Annotated in this window: 12 protein-coding genes; 7 read left to right on the plus strand and 5 right to left on the minus strand. The window is 58.4% G+C overall.

Annotated features, from left to right (window positions below; translation table 11 throughout):
* Positions 1-314 precede the first annotated feature (314 nt).
* On the plus strand, positions 315-917 hold the full coding sequence (locus Q0D41_RS06075; protein ID WP_294376696.1) for a hypothetical protein: 603 nt from the start codon (positions 315-317) through the stop codon (positions 915-917).
* Positions 918-1204: 287 nt separating this feature from the next.
* Here the strand turns inward: Q0D41_RS06075 and Q0D41_RS06080 are convergent, their stop codons facing one another.
* Complete coding sequence (locus Q0D41_RS06080) at positions 1205-2044, minus strand: hypothetical protein (protein ID WP_294376699.1); 840 nt, start codon at positions 2042-2044, stop codon at positions 1205-1207.
* Positions 2045-2158: 114 nt separating this feature from the next.
* Between Q0D41_RS06080 and Q0D41_RS06085 the strand changes: the two genes are divergently transcribed.
* On the plus strand, positions 2159-2410 hold the full coding sequence (locus Q0D41_RS06085; RefSeq protein WP_114615330.1) for a TIGR03905 family TSCPD domain-containing protein: 252 nt from the start codon (positions 2159-2161) through the stop codon (positions 2408-2410).
* Positions 2411-2532: 122 nt separating this feature from the next.
* Here Q0D41_RS06085 and Q0D41_RS06090 read toward each other — a convergent pair whose 3' ends face one another.
* Genes Q0D41_RS06090 through Q0D41_RS06100 form a run of 3 tightly spaced genes read right to left on the minus strand, consistent with a single transcriptional unit; the run spans position 2533 to position 4448 of the window.
* Entirely contained in the window at positions 2533-3294 is a 762-nt protein-coding gene (locus Q0D41_RS06090) for an HAD family phosphatase (protein WP_294376703.1), read from the minus strand.
* 9 nt (positions 3295-3303) lie between these two features.
* Positions 3304-3996, minus strand: coding sequence for an LrgB family protein (locus tag Q0D41_RS06095; protein WP_294376705.1), 693 nt, complete (start codon positions 3994-3996; stop codon positions 3304-3306).
* A 2-nt stretch (positions 3997-3998) separates the two neighbouring features.
* Positions 3999-4448: a CidA/LrgA family protein gene (locus Q0D41_RS06100; RefSeq protein ID WP_294376709.1), complete on the minus strand. Its 450-nt coding sequence runs from the start codon at positions 4446-4448 to the stop codon at positions 3999-4001.
* Positions 4449-4740: 292 nt separating this feature from the next.
* Here Q0D41_RS06100 and Q0D41_RS06105 point away from each other — a divergent pair, with 292 nt between their 5' ends.
* The 4 genes from Q0D41_RS06105 (at position 4741) to Q0D41_RS06120 (ending at position 8318) form a co-directional block, all read left to right on the plus strand.
* Positions 4741-4902, plus strand: a complete 162-nt coding sequence (locus Q0D41_RS06105) for a hypothetical protein (protein WP_294376711.1) — start codon at positions 4741-4743, stop codon at positions 4900-4902.
* Positions 4903-5707: 805 nt separating this feature from the next.
* Complete coding sequence (locus Q0D41_RS06110; RefSeq protein ID WP_294376713.1) at positions 5708-6385, plus strand: NUDIX hydrolase; 678 nt, start codon at positions 5708-5710, stop codon at positions 6383-6385.
* A 282-nt stretch (positions 6386-6667) separates the two neighbouring features.
* Positions 6668-7747: a class I SAM-dependent methyltransferase gene (locus tag Q0D41_RS06115; RefSeq protein ID WP_294376715.1), complete on the plus strand. Its 1080-nt coding sequence runs from the start codon at positions 6668-6670 to the stop codon at positions 7745-7747.
* Between the two features lie 157 nt (positions 7748-7904).
* Complete coding sequence (locus Q0D41_RS06120) at positions 7905-8318, plus strand: PaaI family thioesterase (protein WP_114615333.1); 414 nt, start codon at positions 7905-7907, stop codon at positions 8316-8318.
* A 216-nt stretch (positions 8319-8534) separates the two neighbouring features.
* Here the strand turns inward: Q0D41_RS06120 and Q0D41_RS06125 are convergent, their stop codons facing one another.
* Positions 8535-9389 (minus strand): TIGR02452 family protein, encoded by an 855-nt coding sequence (locus tag Q0D41_RS06125; protein ID WP_294376719.1) that lies wholly within the window; start codon positions 9387-9389, stop codon positions 8535-8537.
* A 600-nt stretch (positions 9390-9989) separates the two neighbouring features.
* Here Q0D41_RS06125 and Q0D41_RS06130 point away from each other — a divergent pair.
* On the plus strand, positions 9990-17372 hold the full coding sequence (locus tag Q0D41_RS06130) for a Spy0128 family protein (protein ID WP_294376722.1): 7383 nt from the start codon (positions 9990-9992) through the stop codon (positions 17370-17372).
* Positions 17373-17418: the final 46 nt, after the last annotated feature.

Here is a 17418-nt window from a genome sequence, read left to right on the forward strand (position 1 = left end):
AGCTGCAACGTTCCAACAAATCAAAAGGTCTTAGAATCTATGGCTTAGCCCTTGACTTCATATAGCTGGTCTCCTTTGGTTGCGGTATTCCTTATTGCGTCCTCCACGCTACGACGATTGCCTATTGCGAAAAAGCGATTTTAAACGGGTAAATTTATCTTCGAGCTTCTGCTCGCGTTCCCGTCGGGGCTGGTTGTTGCGCCTGTGCTTATGCCGGCATTCGCGGTCGCTTCGGTACTTGGGCGATGGCGCGGATGCTCGTGTGGCGGGGCGATGTTCGCGTACGCGTGGCGCGCGATAAATAGGACGAGCCTATGGATAAAGGCAAATTCGTCTCGCTTTACGATTGGAAAGGCGCGTTTGGTGCAAGCGTCGCGCCCTTCGACTATATTAAGAGCATGTTGTCACATGCCGCCGATGGGGCGGCGTTTTGGAATGGAGGAAGCATGTTGAGCGATTCCGAAAAAGCCCTCGCGGAAATGATGGCTGCGCAATTCATGGACAAGGGCGATGCCGCTGCCGCCGAACCCGCGGAGGGCACGGTGAAAATCACGTTCTTCGAAAAGGGCAACACCGTTGATAGCTCCATCGAGGGCATTGCTTCGCGCATGCAGTTCGATGGTTGCTTCGCGATTGATGAATACATGATTCAGCGCAAAGACGGCACGCCGGTCGACGCTGGCTTTGGTGCCGACTTCAACGACGCGGGCGGCCCGGTGGCGTCGTGGGTGTGGTTCTCGCGTCCCGTGAACGGCCCCGTGAAGGCCAAATTCGAAGAGCGCTTCAACGGTTCGTTCGACGAAGAGGGCCTGCGCATGGATATCCTCACGGAGGATTTCCTTGCTTTTGCCGATTCGGGGGCATGGAATGCATTCGCGGTGGAAGACGATGAAGACGATCAGGTTTTGTTTGAGTAAACGCAGCCCTCGCGTTGAATGAAGATTTGAAAGCCCGGGATGAAGATTCATTCCGGGCTTTTTTGCGTTTGAGATGCGGCTCGATGGGGCGCATGGGGAAATGCGGGTTTGGCGCTGGAGCGCGGCTTAATGTTGGCGCAGAGTGCCCGTGCTTGTGGCTCGGCTTCTGATGGGACCCGGGTGCATGACGGGTGCGTGAGGAGGTCGGGTGCGCGACGGGGCGCGACTTTGGTGCGGATGTGCGCCAGGGCACCGGCTTGGGCCGCCGGGTGCGTGGCTTCTGCGGCTTATTCGCCTTTTGCGCGTTTTGCTTTGCGGCGTTTGTGGACAAGGGCGCCCGCCAACACGACAAATGCAGCAAAGCAGGCCAGTGCGGCAGCGGCTACGTAAGGGAGCACGGCCCGATAGCCGATTTTGCCTTCCTTGGGATTCGCAATAATCTGAAACGTCGCATGCGTGTCGCCGGCGCAATTGCCGATGCCCTTCACCATGAGCGTCGCGGTGCCTTCGTTCACGTTTTCGGAATAAGACACCTCGTAATCGACGCCTTTTACAAGGGTGCGACCGTCGAGCTTCACGACGGGATCGGGCTCAATGGGGTAGCCTGTGCGCACGTGGTCGGGAATCATGTCGACGGTTGCGTTCGCCAAGTCGGCTGGCAGAATCACGAAGCTCGTTTCCACGGTGCCCGTGTAATCGCCTGCGCCGGTGATGGTCGCATGCACCGTGCCCGGATTGATGAGGTCGCCGTCGAATTGCACGTTGAAATCGACGCCCTCGCGAAGCGACGCCTCGGTTTTCTTGCCATCTTTGATTGAATCGATGCGCAGAGTTACCGTGGGACGCTTTTCGGTGCCGTCGTACATTACGTCTTGCAGGCCCTGCACGCGGGCGGTGGCAATATCGGTTGCCTCGAGGGCTTCGAGGGTCTTTTTCGCCTGGTCGTATGTCGAAAGCGCCGGGCCAAGTTCTCCGCGTATAGAATCGGCGGCTGCGAAGATGGCATTGCGGGAGGTTGCTGTGCCATCGCCTTCGGCATCGTCGGCGAAGGCCGCGGGGGCGAACATGGAGGCGCTCAGCGCGAGCGCGCATGCGGCGCCGGCAAGGGCGCGGGCGTGTTGTGGCATAGTCACCTCCTCAGGAATTCTGCAAGTATTCAGTGCGATTGATTATAGCCTGCCCATAAGGGTTCATCATGGTAAGCTGTGCGGGTATCACGAGAAGTTCCAAGGGGGAATGGCATGCATACGTTCAATACGCGTGGCACGTGCTCGCGCCAAATCAATTTTGACATCGTCGACGGCAACGTGCACAACGTGAGCTTCGTTGGCGGCTGCGACGGCAATTTGAAAGCCATCTCGAAGCTTATCGAGGGCAAGCCCGTCGATTGGGTTGTTTCTGTCCTCGAGGGAAATACCTGCGGTCGCCGCACTACGAGTTGCGCCGATCAGCTGACGCAGGCTCTGAAGGCTGCCGAGGCGGGCGAAATCTAAGCGGAACGCATTCGCCGTTTCGTCAAAGGAGGGGAGCGGGCATTGGGCTCGCTCCCCTCCTTGTTTTTGTTGCACCTGCTAAACGCCACGAACATTCAGCAGGTTGTGCGTCGCTTTCGCGTCTAGAGCGTCGAGAACGCCGTGAAGTTTTTCAGGCGCACGTCGGCGAGGGCCTGGCATGCTTCGGCGTCGCCTGCGCTGGCCGGCTCGTCGATGAGCATCACGGGGAAAGCGGCCGCATGCGCCGTTTCGATGGCATGCAGCGAATCTTCGAACACGAACGTGGTCTCGCGCGGAGTGCCCAGGTGCGAAAGCGCCAGTTCGAAAATATCGGGTTCGGTTTTGCTGGCGCCCACTTCGGTGCAGGTGAACAGCGCCGAGAAATATTTAAGAATATCGAGTCGCTCGAGGGCCGCAAGCGCGCAGTCGCGGCGTGTGGCGGTTGCGACGCACATGGCGACACTCGCGTTGCTCAACGCCTCGAGCATGTCGACGACGCTCGGCTTGCACTGGATGCAATCGTGGTAGGCGAACTCAATGCCGCTCATCACGCCCGTGCAAATTTCTTCAATCGATTGTTCCAGGCCGTAAGTTTCCTTCATGTAGCGCGCCGAGCCCTCCATGGTAAGGCGCTTGAAGTGGTAGCGAATGTTGGGTTCGGGCGTTTTGCCGAGTGAGCGAAGGTAGCGCTCGCCCAGGTCGTCCCACCAAGGCATGGAATCGAGCAGGGTTCCGTCCAGATCGAAAATCGCGCCATGAACGCACTGTGGGGCGCTCGGCCACACGACGCCGTGTGCCGTTTCGATGACGGTTCCGCCTGTGAGCTCCGCCGTTGCCGCCGGCGTGTTCGCTCCAATGAAGTCGAGGGTAGAAATGCTGCCCAAGTTCGCTCCTTACATAATGGCCGTGGCCGCAATAACGATAAAGCATGTGAGCAGGCCCGATACCGCAATGGCCACGCCGCTCATGGCTCCTTCGAGCTTGCCCATTTCAAGGGCCTTTGCCGTGCCAACCGCATGGCTGCACGTGCCAATGGCCACGCCCTGGGCCACCTTGTTCTTAATGTGGAACAGGTTCGCCAGCATGGGCGAGAAGATAGCGCCCATAACGCCCGTGGTCATGACGGCCGCCATGGTAATCGACGCCGTGCCGCCCAGCTCGCCAGTCACGGCAAGCGCGATGGGGGCGGTCGTCGATTTCGGCAGCGTGGAAAGCGCCACTTGGTCGCCCAGGCCGAACAGCTCGCACAGCCCGTACGCGCTCACCATGGAAACGATGGATCCTACCAAGCATCCTACGAAAATCGGCAGGAAATTACTCTGCAGAATTTTGCGTTGCTGGTAAATGGAGAACGCCAACACGGCAGTGGCGGGGCCGAGCATGGACGAAATGAGCGTGGCTCCCTTTTCGTACGATTCAAGGGGAATATTGAACACGGTAAGGGCGATCATAATGATGGCCACCGTGACGAGCAGTGGGTTGAGGAGCGGCGAATTCGTTTTACGGTTGAGCCATACCGCGAAAGCGAACACGCCAATGCTCAGCGCCAGGCTTCCGCCGGCTTCGAGAATGCTTGCGATATCCATGGCTATTCTCCTTCGGTCGTGAATACGCCGGACAGATGCACGTCTTCGCCGGCGCGTTTGCCCATAATGTATTTCTGCAAGCGTCCAACAAGAATGACCGTAAGCGCCGTGGAGAGGAACACGAGCACGGTGGTGATGATGCATACGAGCGCGAACCAGCCGATGCGGTCGCCAATCATGGGGATACACCTTAGAATCGTGACGCCGGCGGGAATAAAGAAGACGGGCATATATTTCAGCAGAAAGCTCGATACGAGTTCGATTTTGCTTTCATCGATCATGCCCGAGATGAGCAGCGAGAGCAGAATGCCCATACTGCAGATGTTCGCAGGAACCTCGACGGGCAAATGGACCGAAACTGCTTCGCCGATATAACAAACGCCGGCAAGGAAAGCCAGCTGAATGAAGAAAAGCGTAAGCCGTTTGCTGTGGAATTTGATGCGCTCTCGCATGGGTGGGTCATCTCCAGGGTTTCGGGAAAAGGGGTCGTCATCGTACACCCGCATGGCGCTGCTCTTGGAAATGTGAAAAAACGTCCATGGCGCCTTGGCAGCATCTTCATGTTTTGCAACGTGGTCCCTAAAAGTCGAATCGCACTTTTGACCTGCGCTTTGCGTAGGTTTTACGTTCGTGCGGCATGATGATTCCAACGGATTGGGCTTTTCTCACGCTCGCGAAAAGGGGTTCGGGCCCTTTGCGGCAAGCGGGCGATAGGGACTTCGCGTTCGCGGAAAGGGGTCTGTCATGGAGCTCGCGATTTTGCTTGTGGCGCTCGCGGTAACGCTCGCTGTGTGCTTTGCGGCGCTTCGTTTGCTTGCCTATGAGTTCGATTGCGTGTGCGGACCGAGCGTTAATGGACGTCAACGCGCGCGGAACGTGCGCCAGGAATTGGTCGATTTAAGCTGACGAGCTGATGCTCGTGTTGGGCTGACGAGCTGTTCGAACCGAGCCGACAAGCTGGCTGACCTAGGCTGATGGGGCGATTGGCCCGGTCCGATGAACTTGCCGGGCTGGGTTGCCTGGCCGTCCGAACTAGATTGGCAACCTGGTCGGTTTGGGCCGACGAGGTTGTGGTTGAAAAGGTCTCGGTTGGAGCCGTCTTCCGCTGATTGGGAACTGATTTTTTGCAAATGGCGGCGGTTTTGACCAGCGCCGGCTCGTTTGTGGTCAAAACGGCCGCCATTTGCAAAAAGAGCCGGTCGGTGTGCCGTCTTTTCTTCTCGAAAAGGCATCTCTAGGCGCGCCGAAGCGCCCACGGAGGGTTTAGAGCGGCCTCTGGAGAGCGCAGGGGGCATTTCCCGGCGACTTGCGCTCCCGCGATTTTTCGAATAGTCGCCGTTTTGACCAGTTTCTGATCGTTTGTGGTCAAAACGGCCGCCATTTGCAAAGAGAAGCGTTCGTCCGATGTTTGGCGATGCCCGTCGAAGTCTGCTGGCATTCGCCGACGCCTGCCGACCTTCCGTCAAAGTCCGTCGGCCTTCATCTGCCCCATCGTTCTTCCGCCGAGACCCACGACCTCCGCTAAAACCTGTCGGTGCCCGCTCGATGCCTGCTGGCGTTTGCGGACGCTCGCTACGCAGCGCAATGCGCGTTTTCGCGATGGCGTTGGCTGCCCTCTTCCATTTTGCGCGCTCCGCCGCTATACAATGGTGCAAATCGAAAATGCGCTGTGGCAACTGCTGCCGATTAAGCGCCATCTAAAGGAGCGAACATGGAAGAAGACGTGTGCACGGCAAGCTTCGATGAAGCGGCCGGATTGCCCGAATTGCTCGGCATCGAGCAGGTGAGCGATGGCTGGATCAAGAAATATATTCTGACGTACCGCTTGCCAAATGGTCGAGAACTGAAATATGACGTGGTTTCGCGCAAGGGCCTCGAAGAATATCGCAGCGAAATCGAGACGCTGGGAACCGTTGCGCCCCAGGTTGATGCGGTGTGCATTGTGGGCCATACGGCGAACGATGAGTTCCTGCTCATTCGAGAATTTCGTTTTCCCATGAATCGCATGTGCGTGGCGTTTCCCGCTGGCTTGCGCGAGGCTGGCGAGGATGTCGTGGAATGCGCGGCCCGCGAGCTGCGCGAAGAAACTGGCTTCGATTTGGTGCGCGACGAATGCGGCCAGCCGGTGAGAGCGCGCGCATGCGTGCAGCCTGGTTTTTCGTCGCTTGGTATGGGCGACGAGAGCATCGCCATGGTGTTCGCCGAGGTGGAGCGCGTGGCGGAACCGCGCAGCGAGTCGACCGAATTCATCGAGTCGTTCCTTCTTCCGCGCGCCGAGGTGCCGGCGTTTCTGAGCGAGAACCGCGATCCGCTTTCCATTCGTTGTCAGTTGGTGCTCGAGATGGTGGCTCAGCCGCCGTTCGAATTTGGCATGAAGGCGGGTGCGTAAGTGGCGCAAAACGAGCAGTTTCGAAATTCATCGCGCGATAACCGTGGTGCGCGAGATGGCCAAGACAGTCAAGAAGCGCGTCGCTCGAGCGGCCGTAGCGGTCAAGGGGCGCGTCGCTCGAACGCGAGAGATGGTTTCCGAGGGCGCGACTCGCGCAAAGGTGAGCCAAGCGATCGCGGTGCTTCGCGCAATGGGTGCGCGGCTCGAGGCGCTTCGCGCGGCGACGGTGAGCCTCGCGGCGATCGCGAGCTTCGCGGCGCGGGCGCCCGCGGCGATGTTGAGATGGCGGCTGCGGAGCCTGCTTTCGAACCGTTGCCGGCGCAGTATCCCCTTATGGTGGGCAGCATCGACGGCGGACGCAAAGTCGAGGTGCTGTGTCGCGACAAGGGCGCCGACCAGTTCGCGGCGCGTCTTCGCAAGGTGGCGAAGGATCGTCGTAAGTGGGCGCGCGACAACGACATTTCGTGCTACCGCGTTTACGATGCCGACTTGCCCGATTTCGCCGTGGCCATCGATCGCTATGATGGCGTATGGAAAAGCGAAGGCGAGAGCTGCCTGGTCATAGCCGAGTATCAGGCTCCGAAATCAATCGACGCGGCCAAGGCTGCCGCCCGTCTGGACGATGCGGTGGAAATCGCTTCGGCCACGCTTGGCATTCCTCGCGAGCGCGTGTTCCTGAAGACGCGTCGTCGCGAAAAAGGCGGCGGCCAGTATACCGACCAGCAAAAAGAAGGGCATGTGCTCTATACGCAGGAATCGGGCAACGTGTTCGAGTGCGATCTGGGCTCATATTTGGATACGGGCATTTTCCTCGATCACCGTGTGACGCGCGAAATGGTCGGAAGCATGGCCGAGGGCAAGTCGTTTTTGAACCTGTTCTCGTACACGGGCACATGCACGGTGCACGCGGCGGTGGGCGGCGCAAAATCGACGCTCACGGTCGATTTGTCTCAAACCTATTTGTCGTGGGCGCATCGCAATATGGAATTGAACGGCTGCGATGGTCCCGAACATGGCTTTGTGCGCGCCGATGTGCTGCAGTGGATCGAGCGTGAGGCGCGCGGATGGCGTCGCTTCGATTTGATTTTCGTCGATCCGCCTACGTTTTCGAATTCGAAGGCCATGGGCAAAAACACCTGGAGTGTCCAGCGCGACCATGTGAAGTTGCTGACGAATGTGGTGCGCTTGCTCGAACGCGACGGCGTGGCGGTATTCAGCTGCAACCTGCGCAATTTCAAGCCTGATGTTGAAGCTCTTGCCGAGGCGGGCGTGGCGATTGAAGATATCACGCCGCAGACGATTCCGCACGATTTCGAGCGCAATGCCAAAATCCATTGTTGCTATTTGGTTCGCAAGGCCTAGGCAGAAGAGGGCGGGGCGACCTGCTTTCGATTTCTTCCCACAGATAACGGGAGTTGTTTATTGATGCAATGTGGCGGTTGCACGAAAATGGCGCCGATGAAGGCGGCCGACGTTGTTGGCGCGAATGGCATTTCTTGCATGCGGAAGGGGAATCGGAATGGTTGATGAGAAGCTGATCGAAAAGATGTGGTGCAACGTTCCTGAAGCGCCCGAGTTTCGAGAGAATATCGAGATTGTCGAGGTGAGCGAGCCTGGATATGTGCACTTCACGATGGACATTCCCGAAAGCCTAGGCAATTATCGTGGCGGCATCCACGGTGGCACGGGCTATTTCATCGGAGAAATTGGCTGCGGGTTCGCGACCTATTCGTTCGGCGTGAACAACGTGTGCAATTCCGCGAGCATCAATTTCTTCAAAGCGGTGCCGTGCTGCAAGGTTGATGTGACGACTGAGCCTTTGCATAAGGGTCGCTCGACCGCTGTAATTCGCGTGACCACGCGCGAGGCGGCAACGGGCAAGCTGCTGTTCCAATCGACGCACAATATGTTCCTCATGGGGCCGATTGAATAAGCGCGCGGAGGTCGCTGAGGCGGCGGTCTGGCTTTGCCAGGTTCGTTGGCGCGAAAGCGTAGCGCGCCAACCTGTTAAATGCTCGTAGCGTTTAGCAGGTTTTATTCGAAACCAAAAACGCCGGATGCGTATGATGCATCCGGCGTTTTCTAATTTGTTCGCGCTGGCCCGCATTGGCTTGCGCGTTTCCGTGCGCAGCTTTTCGCAGGCCCGTTTTTAGCGAATGGTGACGCCTTCGGGCAAATCGATTGCGCGGAAGTCGAATTCGTCGTCTTCCTGCTCCTCGGTGGGCGCGACGACCTCTTCAACGACGGGCGCGGGCTGGCCGAACGCTTCGTCGAACGCATCGAAGCTCGCGCGCGGCACGGCGAACACGATGGTTTTGATAGCGCCGGGGTGAGCGGCGATCCATTTCTGGAAAAGCTCGATGACCTGGGCGGGCTGGAAGCCTTGGCGTCCGCATGCGTAGGCGTTCACGATGAGCGTTTCGATCTCGTTGGCTGCGGCGATGTTGAGCATGGTTTCGATGCGGGCCGCCAAACAATCGAGGCATTCGCGCTCGGAGCGATGGTTTTCCAGGGCACGCTCGCGGTTAGGCTCGGGCACGGCGATGACATTCGCCTCGCGAATTTCGCCTTCACGAATGAAAACGACGTTCGGCAAGTACATCGCGCGGCTCGTGAGCAGCATGCCGCACATGTAGCTGCGGTTCTGGTCGTGGTACGCCGGTTTCATGCCGCACAGAACGGGGTAGAGGTTGCTTTCCGAGCACAAGATTTGTTCGGGGCCGAAGGAGCCGTCTTCGTAGGCGCCGCCGGGGCGCGTGTAGGAAACGGGGTCGACGATGGCGGTTTTGCCCTGTGCGCGGCGAAGCGCGGTGGTGGTGAAATCGCTGGTCACCTGTGTTTCGGTTGCCTCAGCGGTGGGCTCGGGCAGCTCGAGCGCGAGCGCGTCGCCATCTTCATAGATGATGGCGGCATCGATAGTCGCCTGGGTTTCTTTGGCGAATGCGCCTTTCATAAGGGCCAAATGCTTGGCGGCTTCAGCGCGGCGCTCGTCGCGAGTGGGCATGATTTCCTCCCTTGGTCGGAATTATCGAGTTCGTCGTCGATTGTAGTTGAATGCGCTCCGCACAACAACGCAGCCCAGTCGCATGTCGCGCAATTGCAATGTTGGGGTCAATGGCCTCTAAAAAACATCTACTGAGGAAAAGATAGCAGAGCACTAAATAAGTATTAGTACCTAAAAGTTATATAAGTATATAGAAGTTCTCATATGGAAGCGGCCAATCGCGCCTCTGGAATCTGGCGGGCGTAAGGCTTGCGTGGCGGCGATGGTGGCAGGTCGCCGTGGGCCAAGCATGCGTTCCAAGCGCAAAAAGCCGGATCCATATTGCTTCCAACCAGCGCTTTCTTCCAGGGGGTCGTGAATACGGCCCCTTTGCATGTCGCGTCGCACGTGCGAACCTTCCGACGTCGGGCTCTTCCTTGCAAGAAATGAGAGCAAGTCGCTGTCTATTTTGGCCATTTTCGTTGCGAAATGGCACTTCCGCAGAAACCAAAGGGGTCGAATAATCAAAGTAACTATCTTTGGGCGAAAGGAGCCGTGCATGAAAGTAGGAAGGGTCAAACGATGGGCATATAAGGCGGGAAGCACGAAGGAGGCCACACCATGAAGCGATTGAAAATGGCGATTGCGGCTCTGCTCGCATTCGCGCTGCTCCCCTTAATTGGGAGCACGGCTTTGGCCGACGAATCGAGCGCGTCGTCGCGCGCGCAGCAGATTCGTGCGGCGGCAAACATTGAGACGATCGCCGACACATCGACGATGGGCGATTGGTCTGGCGTCGTCGAAAACACGACCCAAAACATTGGCCGTATTTGGACTGATAAAACGGTATCGACTGGCGATATCGGCATTTCAGGCGCCATGAGCGCTACGGTTTCTAAGGGCGATTCCGATTTCATTACAGCGCTTTCAGTGCTTTCTTCTACGTCGAATATCGCGTCGACGTCAACTACGCCGCTTGACATCGTGCTCGTGCTCGATGCCTCGGGGTCTATGAACGACCCCATGACCGGTGGAAAACGCATCGACGCTCTGCGAAGTGCCGCGAATGCGTTTATCGACGAGATTGCAACGCAAAATGCGAGCATTTCCGATGCGACGAAGCAGCATCAGGTTTCTATCGTGAAGTTCGCCGGAAACAAGACTGAGCGAGTCGGCAACGACACGTATCGCAAGGAAGGGCACGAGTATAACTACAGTCAGGTCATGAAGGGCATGACGGCGTGCACCAATGAGACGAAGGACGCTTTCAAGAGCCAGGTCAATGCCATACGGCCCAATGGCGCAACGCGCTCCGACTACGGCTTGCAGCTTGCGCAGGCCCAAACCTCCAACCGCGCCGATGCTAAGAAGATCGTTATTTTCTTCACCGATGGCACGCCGACTTCGTATAGCGAATTCGAGCCCGAAGTTGCCTCTGCTGCCGTGGCGGCTGCAAAGGCTATGAAAGACGAGGGCGCCTCGGTGTATACCATCGGCATTTTCAAGGACGCAAATCCGAATGCCGATGTAAGCGCTTCGGGAACCTCTAAAGAAAACAAGTTCATGCAGGCGGCTTCGAGCAATTACCCTGCAGCTACCTATGCGGAGAGCGGTTGGGGTTGGGATTCTTCGTGGAAGTGGAACTTCGGCGATCGCGCTGAAGGGTCTGACTTCTATAAGTCTGCTTCGAGCGCTAGCGAGCTCTCGAAAATCTTCGAGGACATCTCTAAGGAAATCGTGAAGGGCGCGGGCTATCCCACGGACGCTCGTGAAGGCTTTGAGATGAGCGATGGCTACGTCACGTTCGACGACTCGCTGGGCTCGTACATGCAGGTTGACGCGTTCAAGGCGATCGTGGTGAACAACCACGTGTTTAGCGACGTGACGAAAACCTCGACCGATACTGCCGATACCTATACATTTGCAGGCACGACCGAACTGAACGGCAAAACCGTGAGCTTGGGCAATATCGTGATCACCGTGACGAAATCGAGCGATGTGGCCACGGGCGATAAGGTTCAGGTGAAAGTTCCCGCGGGCCTTATTCCGCTGCGCAACTTCAATGTGAACGAAACTGCGGGCACCATGACGGTGAGCGATATGTATCCGCTGCGCGTTTTCTTCACGTCGAGCATTAAGCCCGATGCGCTTGCGCTTGTCGCGAATCCCGATGAAGCTATGGCGAAATATATCGCGGCCAACACCGAAAACGGCAAGGTGAATTTCTACGCGAATGCGTTCACTCCGGGCGCTGCGCTGGGCGATACGGTCTCACACTTCAATCCTTCTAAGGGCAATGCGTACTACTACTTCACGCACGACACCCCAATTTATACCGACGAAGCGTGCACGCAGCCTGCGACTCGCGGCGTGATCGGTGCGGGTGGAGCGTATTACTACCAGAACCATTTCTTCGCGATGGGCGAAGGTGGCGCTGCCGTTTCGCAAACGGAAGTCGTGAGTTTCCCGTACGGCACGGCCGAGCAATTCTCGGGCGCTCTTGCGTACGATGCCAGTGGCAACGCCTATTTCAAGGCTGGCACGGCGCGTTTGACGTACATCAATGAGCTCGTGAAACCGAAGACGGAAAACATCACCGGCACGGCGACCGACGTGCTGAACCCGAAGTGGAACAGCGAGACGTCGACCTCGGCTGCGACGACGGTTATTTCGCATTTGGGCAACAATGGCAAGCTGTCGGTCGAAATTCCGGGAACGCTTGCGGTCTCGAAGGCACTCGACATGCCCGAAGGCTTCGATGCGGCCGATTATGCCGACAAGTCGTTTGATTTCGAGCTTACGGTAGAGGCTGCGGCAGGTAAAACGCTACATGCCGAAGTGAAGAACGCCGCGGGAGAGGTGTGCGGCGACCCGTTTGAGCTGGAATTCGACGAGAATGGGAAAGCGACGCACTCGATCAAGGCCGACGAAACGCTGTATGTGTATGGCGTTGCTCCGAATGCCGCCTATTCGGTTGAGGAGTTGCTGAATGTGCCTGCCGACGATGGTTCGTTGACGCATGCGAACCCTGGTTTCTCGCAGACGTCTCCGGTCGATGAAGAAGGCAAGGCGATTGCCGCGACGGGCACGGTTGTGGCGGGCGAGGTTACGAAGGCCGAGTTCGTGAACACGTATGCCGCGCAGGGCACGCTGGAAGGCGCAACTGCGCTTGCGGGTGAGAAGGTCCTCGACGGCCGTGCTTGGCTGTCCAGCGATAAATTCACGTTCCTGCTGAAAGACGCCAATACGTCCGTGGTCGCTCCGATGCCCGAGGGCGCAAGCGATGGCGAGGCGCGTCTTGAAGTGACGCAGGCTGAAGGCACGCCAGCGGGCACGCAGGTTGGTTTCCATTTCGGCGACATCGTGTACACGCAGCCTGGCACGTATATCTACCAGATTTACGAATCGGAAGAAATGAGCACCGTTAACCCGGGTGTTTCCATGTCGCAAGCCTTGTACGAGGTGAAGGTTGTTGTTGCCGATAAACATGATGGCACGCTTTCGGTCGAATCGGTCATGACGAAGCTCGCGGGCGACGACGGCGTTGAATTTGAAACGCCCGAGGCTGCCGAGCTCGCTGCGTTTACGAACGCGTTCAGCGACAAGAGCGTGACCTGGAACCCGAGCGGCATGAAAACGTGGAGCGACGCAACGGGCCAGCGCGCGCTTGAGTCGGGCATGTTCTTCGTAATGGCGAAAACGACTGACGCTTCGGCTCCGTTGTCCGAGGGGGATGGCGTTGAGGTCGCGACGGGCAAAACCGCCGCCGGCGCCGATTACCGCGGCGTGGTGTCGACGGTTTCTGCGAGCGGAAGCATCGCGTTCCCCCAGGCAACGTTCAGCCTGAGCGACTTGGGTGGCGCGCAAAGCAAGACGTATGTCTACGAAATTACTGAAGTGGTGAAGGTCGGCAATGCGTGGGTTGATGCGAAAGATTTGACCGCTGGCCAAGGTTTGCCTGGCGTGACGTATGATCACGCAGTGTGGCAGGCGATCGTCACGGTTGAAAGCGTAGGCGAGGGCGCCGATGCCCATATCGAGCTGAGCGTGGCGTACGCCAAGCAGGGTGCCGCGACCGACGCGGAAGCTGTTCCGACCGACGCGAAGGCGTTTGCATTCGAAAACAGCTACAGCCCCGAACCTGCCGTGGCCACGATTTCTGGCGCAAAGGCGTTCCAGGGCCGCGCGATGACTGAAGCTGAAAGCTTCGAGTTCAGCTTGGCACCGGCCAATAAGGCCGCGACTGATGCGTTCGGCGCCGATTTTGCCAAGCAGGCAACGGTAAGCGGTTTGGCGAATGGCGATTCGAAGACTTTCGACTTCGATGAGCTGTCGTTCGTAAAGCCTGGCACGTATACGTTCAAGATGGTCGAGAACGCTTACTGCGGCGAGGCGCTGAACTCCGAAGCTGCGCAGGCGAGCCATATCGCGTTCGACACCCATGAATACACGGTAACGGTCAAGGTGACCGACGATTATTCGGGTACTTTGCAGGCCGAGGTTTCCTATGAGGGCGAGGCGACCTTCGCCAATACATATTCTGAGGAAAAGACGTACGGCAGCTTTGGCGGCCTTGCGGTGAAGAAGGCGCTCGAGGGCCGCACAATGCATGCGGGCGAATTCGCCTTCGTGATTGAAGGGGCCGATGACGCCTCGAAGGCGCTGCTTAAGAGCGTTGGCGCAGACGACAGTGGCGTGCTTCAGTTCAGCAATCCGAACGATCGCGCCGCAGGCGTGGCCGACGTCATGAAGCCGATTGACGGCATCACGTTTACACAGGCCGACGCGGGCAAGACGTTTGAGTTCGCCGTGAGCGAAGTTGTTTCCGGCGACGATGGCAAACTTGCTGGCGTGACCTACGATGACGCGACCCATAAGGTTGAAATTGCCGTAAGCCTGAAGGATGGCATGAGCCTTGATGTGGCGACGTATGTCGACGGCGAGCTGGTCGAAAGCGGCACTCCGACGGTGGCTTTCGCGAACATCTACAAACCAGCCGATGTGGGCTTTGCGACAACGAACTTCGGTTTGAACAAGGTTCTTGAGGGTCGCGATTGGGCTGAAAACGATAGCTTCTCGTTCTCGATTGTGGCCGAAACCGAAGGCGCTCCTATGCCCTCCGGCGGCGCGACTACGACTGTTCAGTCGACGAGCGTCAAAGATGGCGAGGCGGTGGCGTTTGACTTCGGCACCATCACGTTTACGGCGAAGGACATGTTCGTTGATGGCAGCGCGGTCACGAGCAGGACGTTCGTCTACACCGTGAGCGAGACCAAGCCCGACCCCGCGAAGGCTGGCATCCAGTACAGCACGAATGTCGCGAAGGTTTATGTGACGGTGACCGACGACGGCGAGGGCTGCTTGGTTGCTACGTCCTCGACCGAGAACGGCACGTTCGTGAACAAATACGAAACGAGCCTCAACTACACGGCTGCTGGCGGGCTGACGCTGACGAAGACCTTGAATGGCCGCGACATGACCCAGGGCCAGTTCCAGATTCAGGTTGTGCCTGGCGACGAGGCTTCGGCTGCGGCGCTTGGCCTGCCCGTGAGCGGCAAGGTGTTCGATATGCCTGCTGCTTTGGACGGCAATGCGGCGAGCGCGCTGGTGTGCAGCGATGCGGAATTCACGCAGCTCGATGTGGGTAAAACGTTCGCGTATACCGTTTCCGAGCTTGGCGAGGCAAGTAATGGGTATGCCTACGATAAGGCCGTTCGTACGGTGACGATTTCCGTGAGCGATGATCCCGCCACGGCGACGCTTACGGCAACTACGACGGTTTCTGGCGGCCCCGACGCTGCGACGTATACCTACAAGACGGGCGATAGCCCAGCGGCCGTTGCTGCTAAAGTGGCGTTCACGAACAACTATTCCGCTTTGGGGAGCGTTGACGTGAATGCGACGAAAACCTTGAGTGGCCGCGCGTTGGTCGAAGGCGAGTTTGCCTTTGGCGTGCAGTATGCCAGCGGTGAAGCGGCTGGCAGCGACGTGCTTACGGCGACGAATGCGGCCGACGGCACGGTTGCGTTCGGCACGCTGAGTTTTGATACGGCGATGCTGAGCGATTTAGTCGCGAAGAGCTCTGCCACGAAGATTGCAAACGACAATGGCAGCGTGACCTGGACTATTCCGTGTATTGCGTACGAGAAGACTGATAGGCTCTCTGATCGCGGCGTTACCGCAACGACTCAGCAGATTCCGTTCGCCATCAAGGCTGTCGATGGTGGCTCTGGCGAGCTTATCGTGAGCATCGAGACTGGCGAGAAGGGTTTGGCTTTCGAGAACACGTACGGAACGGGCGATGCGTCGGTGAGCGTGATGGGCGTGAAGCGTTTGAGCCACGCCGATGGTTTGACCCCGGGCGACATCACGGGCAAATTCACGTTCACTATTACGTCGAATGAAGAGGGCGCTCCCATGCCCGAGCACGCGACCACGACGAACGCTGCTGATGGCAGCATCGATTTCGGCAAAATCGTGTTTACGCTCGATTCGCTGAACAAGGCGCTGGGCACCACGCAGCAAGGAACGACTGTCGATGGCGGTGGCGCGATTGCCCAGGCTGCGGCTCCTGCCGTGAATGATGCTGCGGCTGCGAACGCGGCTGCAGGCGTTGAAGTTGCGGGCGATTCCGCAACGCCTGCGCAGGCGGCGACGGGCAATGAGCCTGTTGGTGATGCCGCCGATTCCGCGGCGAATGCCGACGGCGCTGGTCAGGGCGCGATTCCTGTGAGCGACGATGCAGTTGGGCTCGCTGCGGCGAGCGGCGTTGAGCCTGCGGCAGTTGACGCTGCGGCCAATGCAGACGCTGCGGATCCGAGCGGCAATGCGAGCGATCAGCCGACGGCTCTTGCGGCTTCCGACAATGCTGTAGCGGCTGCCAACGTGGCAACCGACAATGCAGCGGCGAGTGCCCAGGGCGATGCCTCCGCGGCGCAAACCGCGACGGTGCGCTCCCATGTGTTCACCTATACGATTGCCGAGACCGGTAGCGCGCCTGGCGTTACCAACGATACCAGCGTGAAAACGGTGAGCTTCAAGGTGACCGATAACGGCAAGGGTGAGCTGACGGTTGAACGTGTCGGCGACGAGACCAAGCCGATGTTCGAGTTCACTAACGCGTACAGCGTTACCCCCGTTGAGTCGAGCGTGACCGAACAGATTACGGTCTCGAAGTCGCTCGTGGGGCGCGCGTTGGTCGAACGCGAGTTCTTCTTCGAGCTTGTTGAAGATGGCCAGGTTGTGGCCCGCGGTACGAACGATGCTGCAGGCAACGTGGTCATGAACGCGGTTACGTATACGACGGCTGGCAAACACGATTACGTTCTGCGCGAGGTGGGCGCTGGAACGACGCATAACGGCGTGACGTTCGACGGTAAATCGATCGCGATTCACACGAGCGTAACTGATAACGGCAAGGGCGAGCTGGTGGTTAAGCATGCGCTTGCCGCGGATGATGCCAATGCTGCGTTTGTGAATACGTACGCGCACGGCACGACGAGCGTGGTGCTTGGCGCAACGAAGGTGCTGAGTGGCAAGGCTTTGGCCGATGGTCAGTTCACCTTCGCGCTGACTGCGGAAGACGGCACGGTTTACCAGGCGAAGAACGACGCTGCGGGATCGATCGCGTTCCCCGCGCTGACGTTTGCGGAACCCGGCACCTACGTGTATACGATTTCCGAGGTGAACGACAAGCAGGCGAACGTGATCTACGATACCGCGACGTACAAAGTTGTCGTGAACGTGGTTGACGATGGCCAGGGGAATTTGGTCGCGACGGTGGCTTATGACGACGGCATGGCCCCGACGTTCAAGAATTCCTACACTGCGCCTGCTCCTACGCCTACGCCGGGCGGTGGCGCAACGACGCCGAAGAATCCGGTTGTGAAGCTGTTCTCGAAGACAGCTGACGATGTTGGGTTGATGCTTGGCGCGGCTGCGGTTGCGGCTGGGCTTGCGCTGGTGGTTTGCGGCGCGGCTGTTTGCTGGCGTCGTCGCAGCTAGCGAAGGGCGAGCGGTAGTGAATGGAGCGGCCCCGAGGAATCGGGGC

The organism is uncultured Slackia sp. (genome assembly GCF_934630525.1).
In the GTDB taxonomy this organism is placed as follows: Bacteria; Actinomycetota; Coriobacteriia; order Coriobacteriales; family Eggerthellaceae; genus Slackia.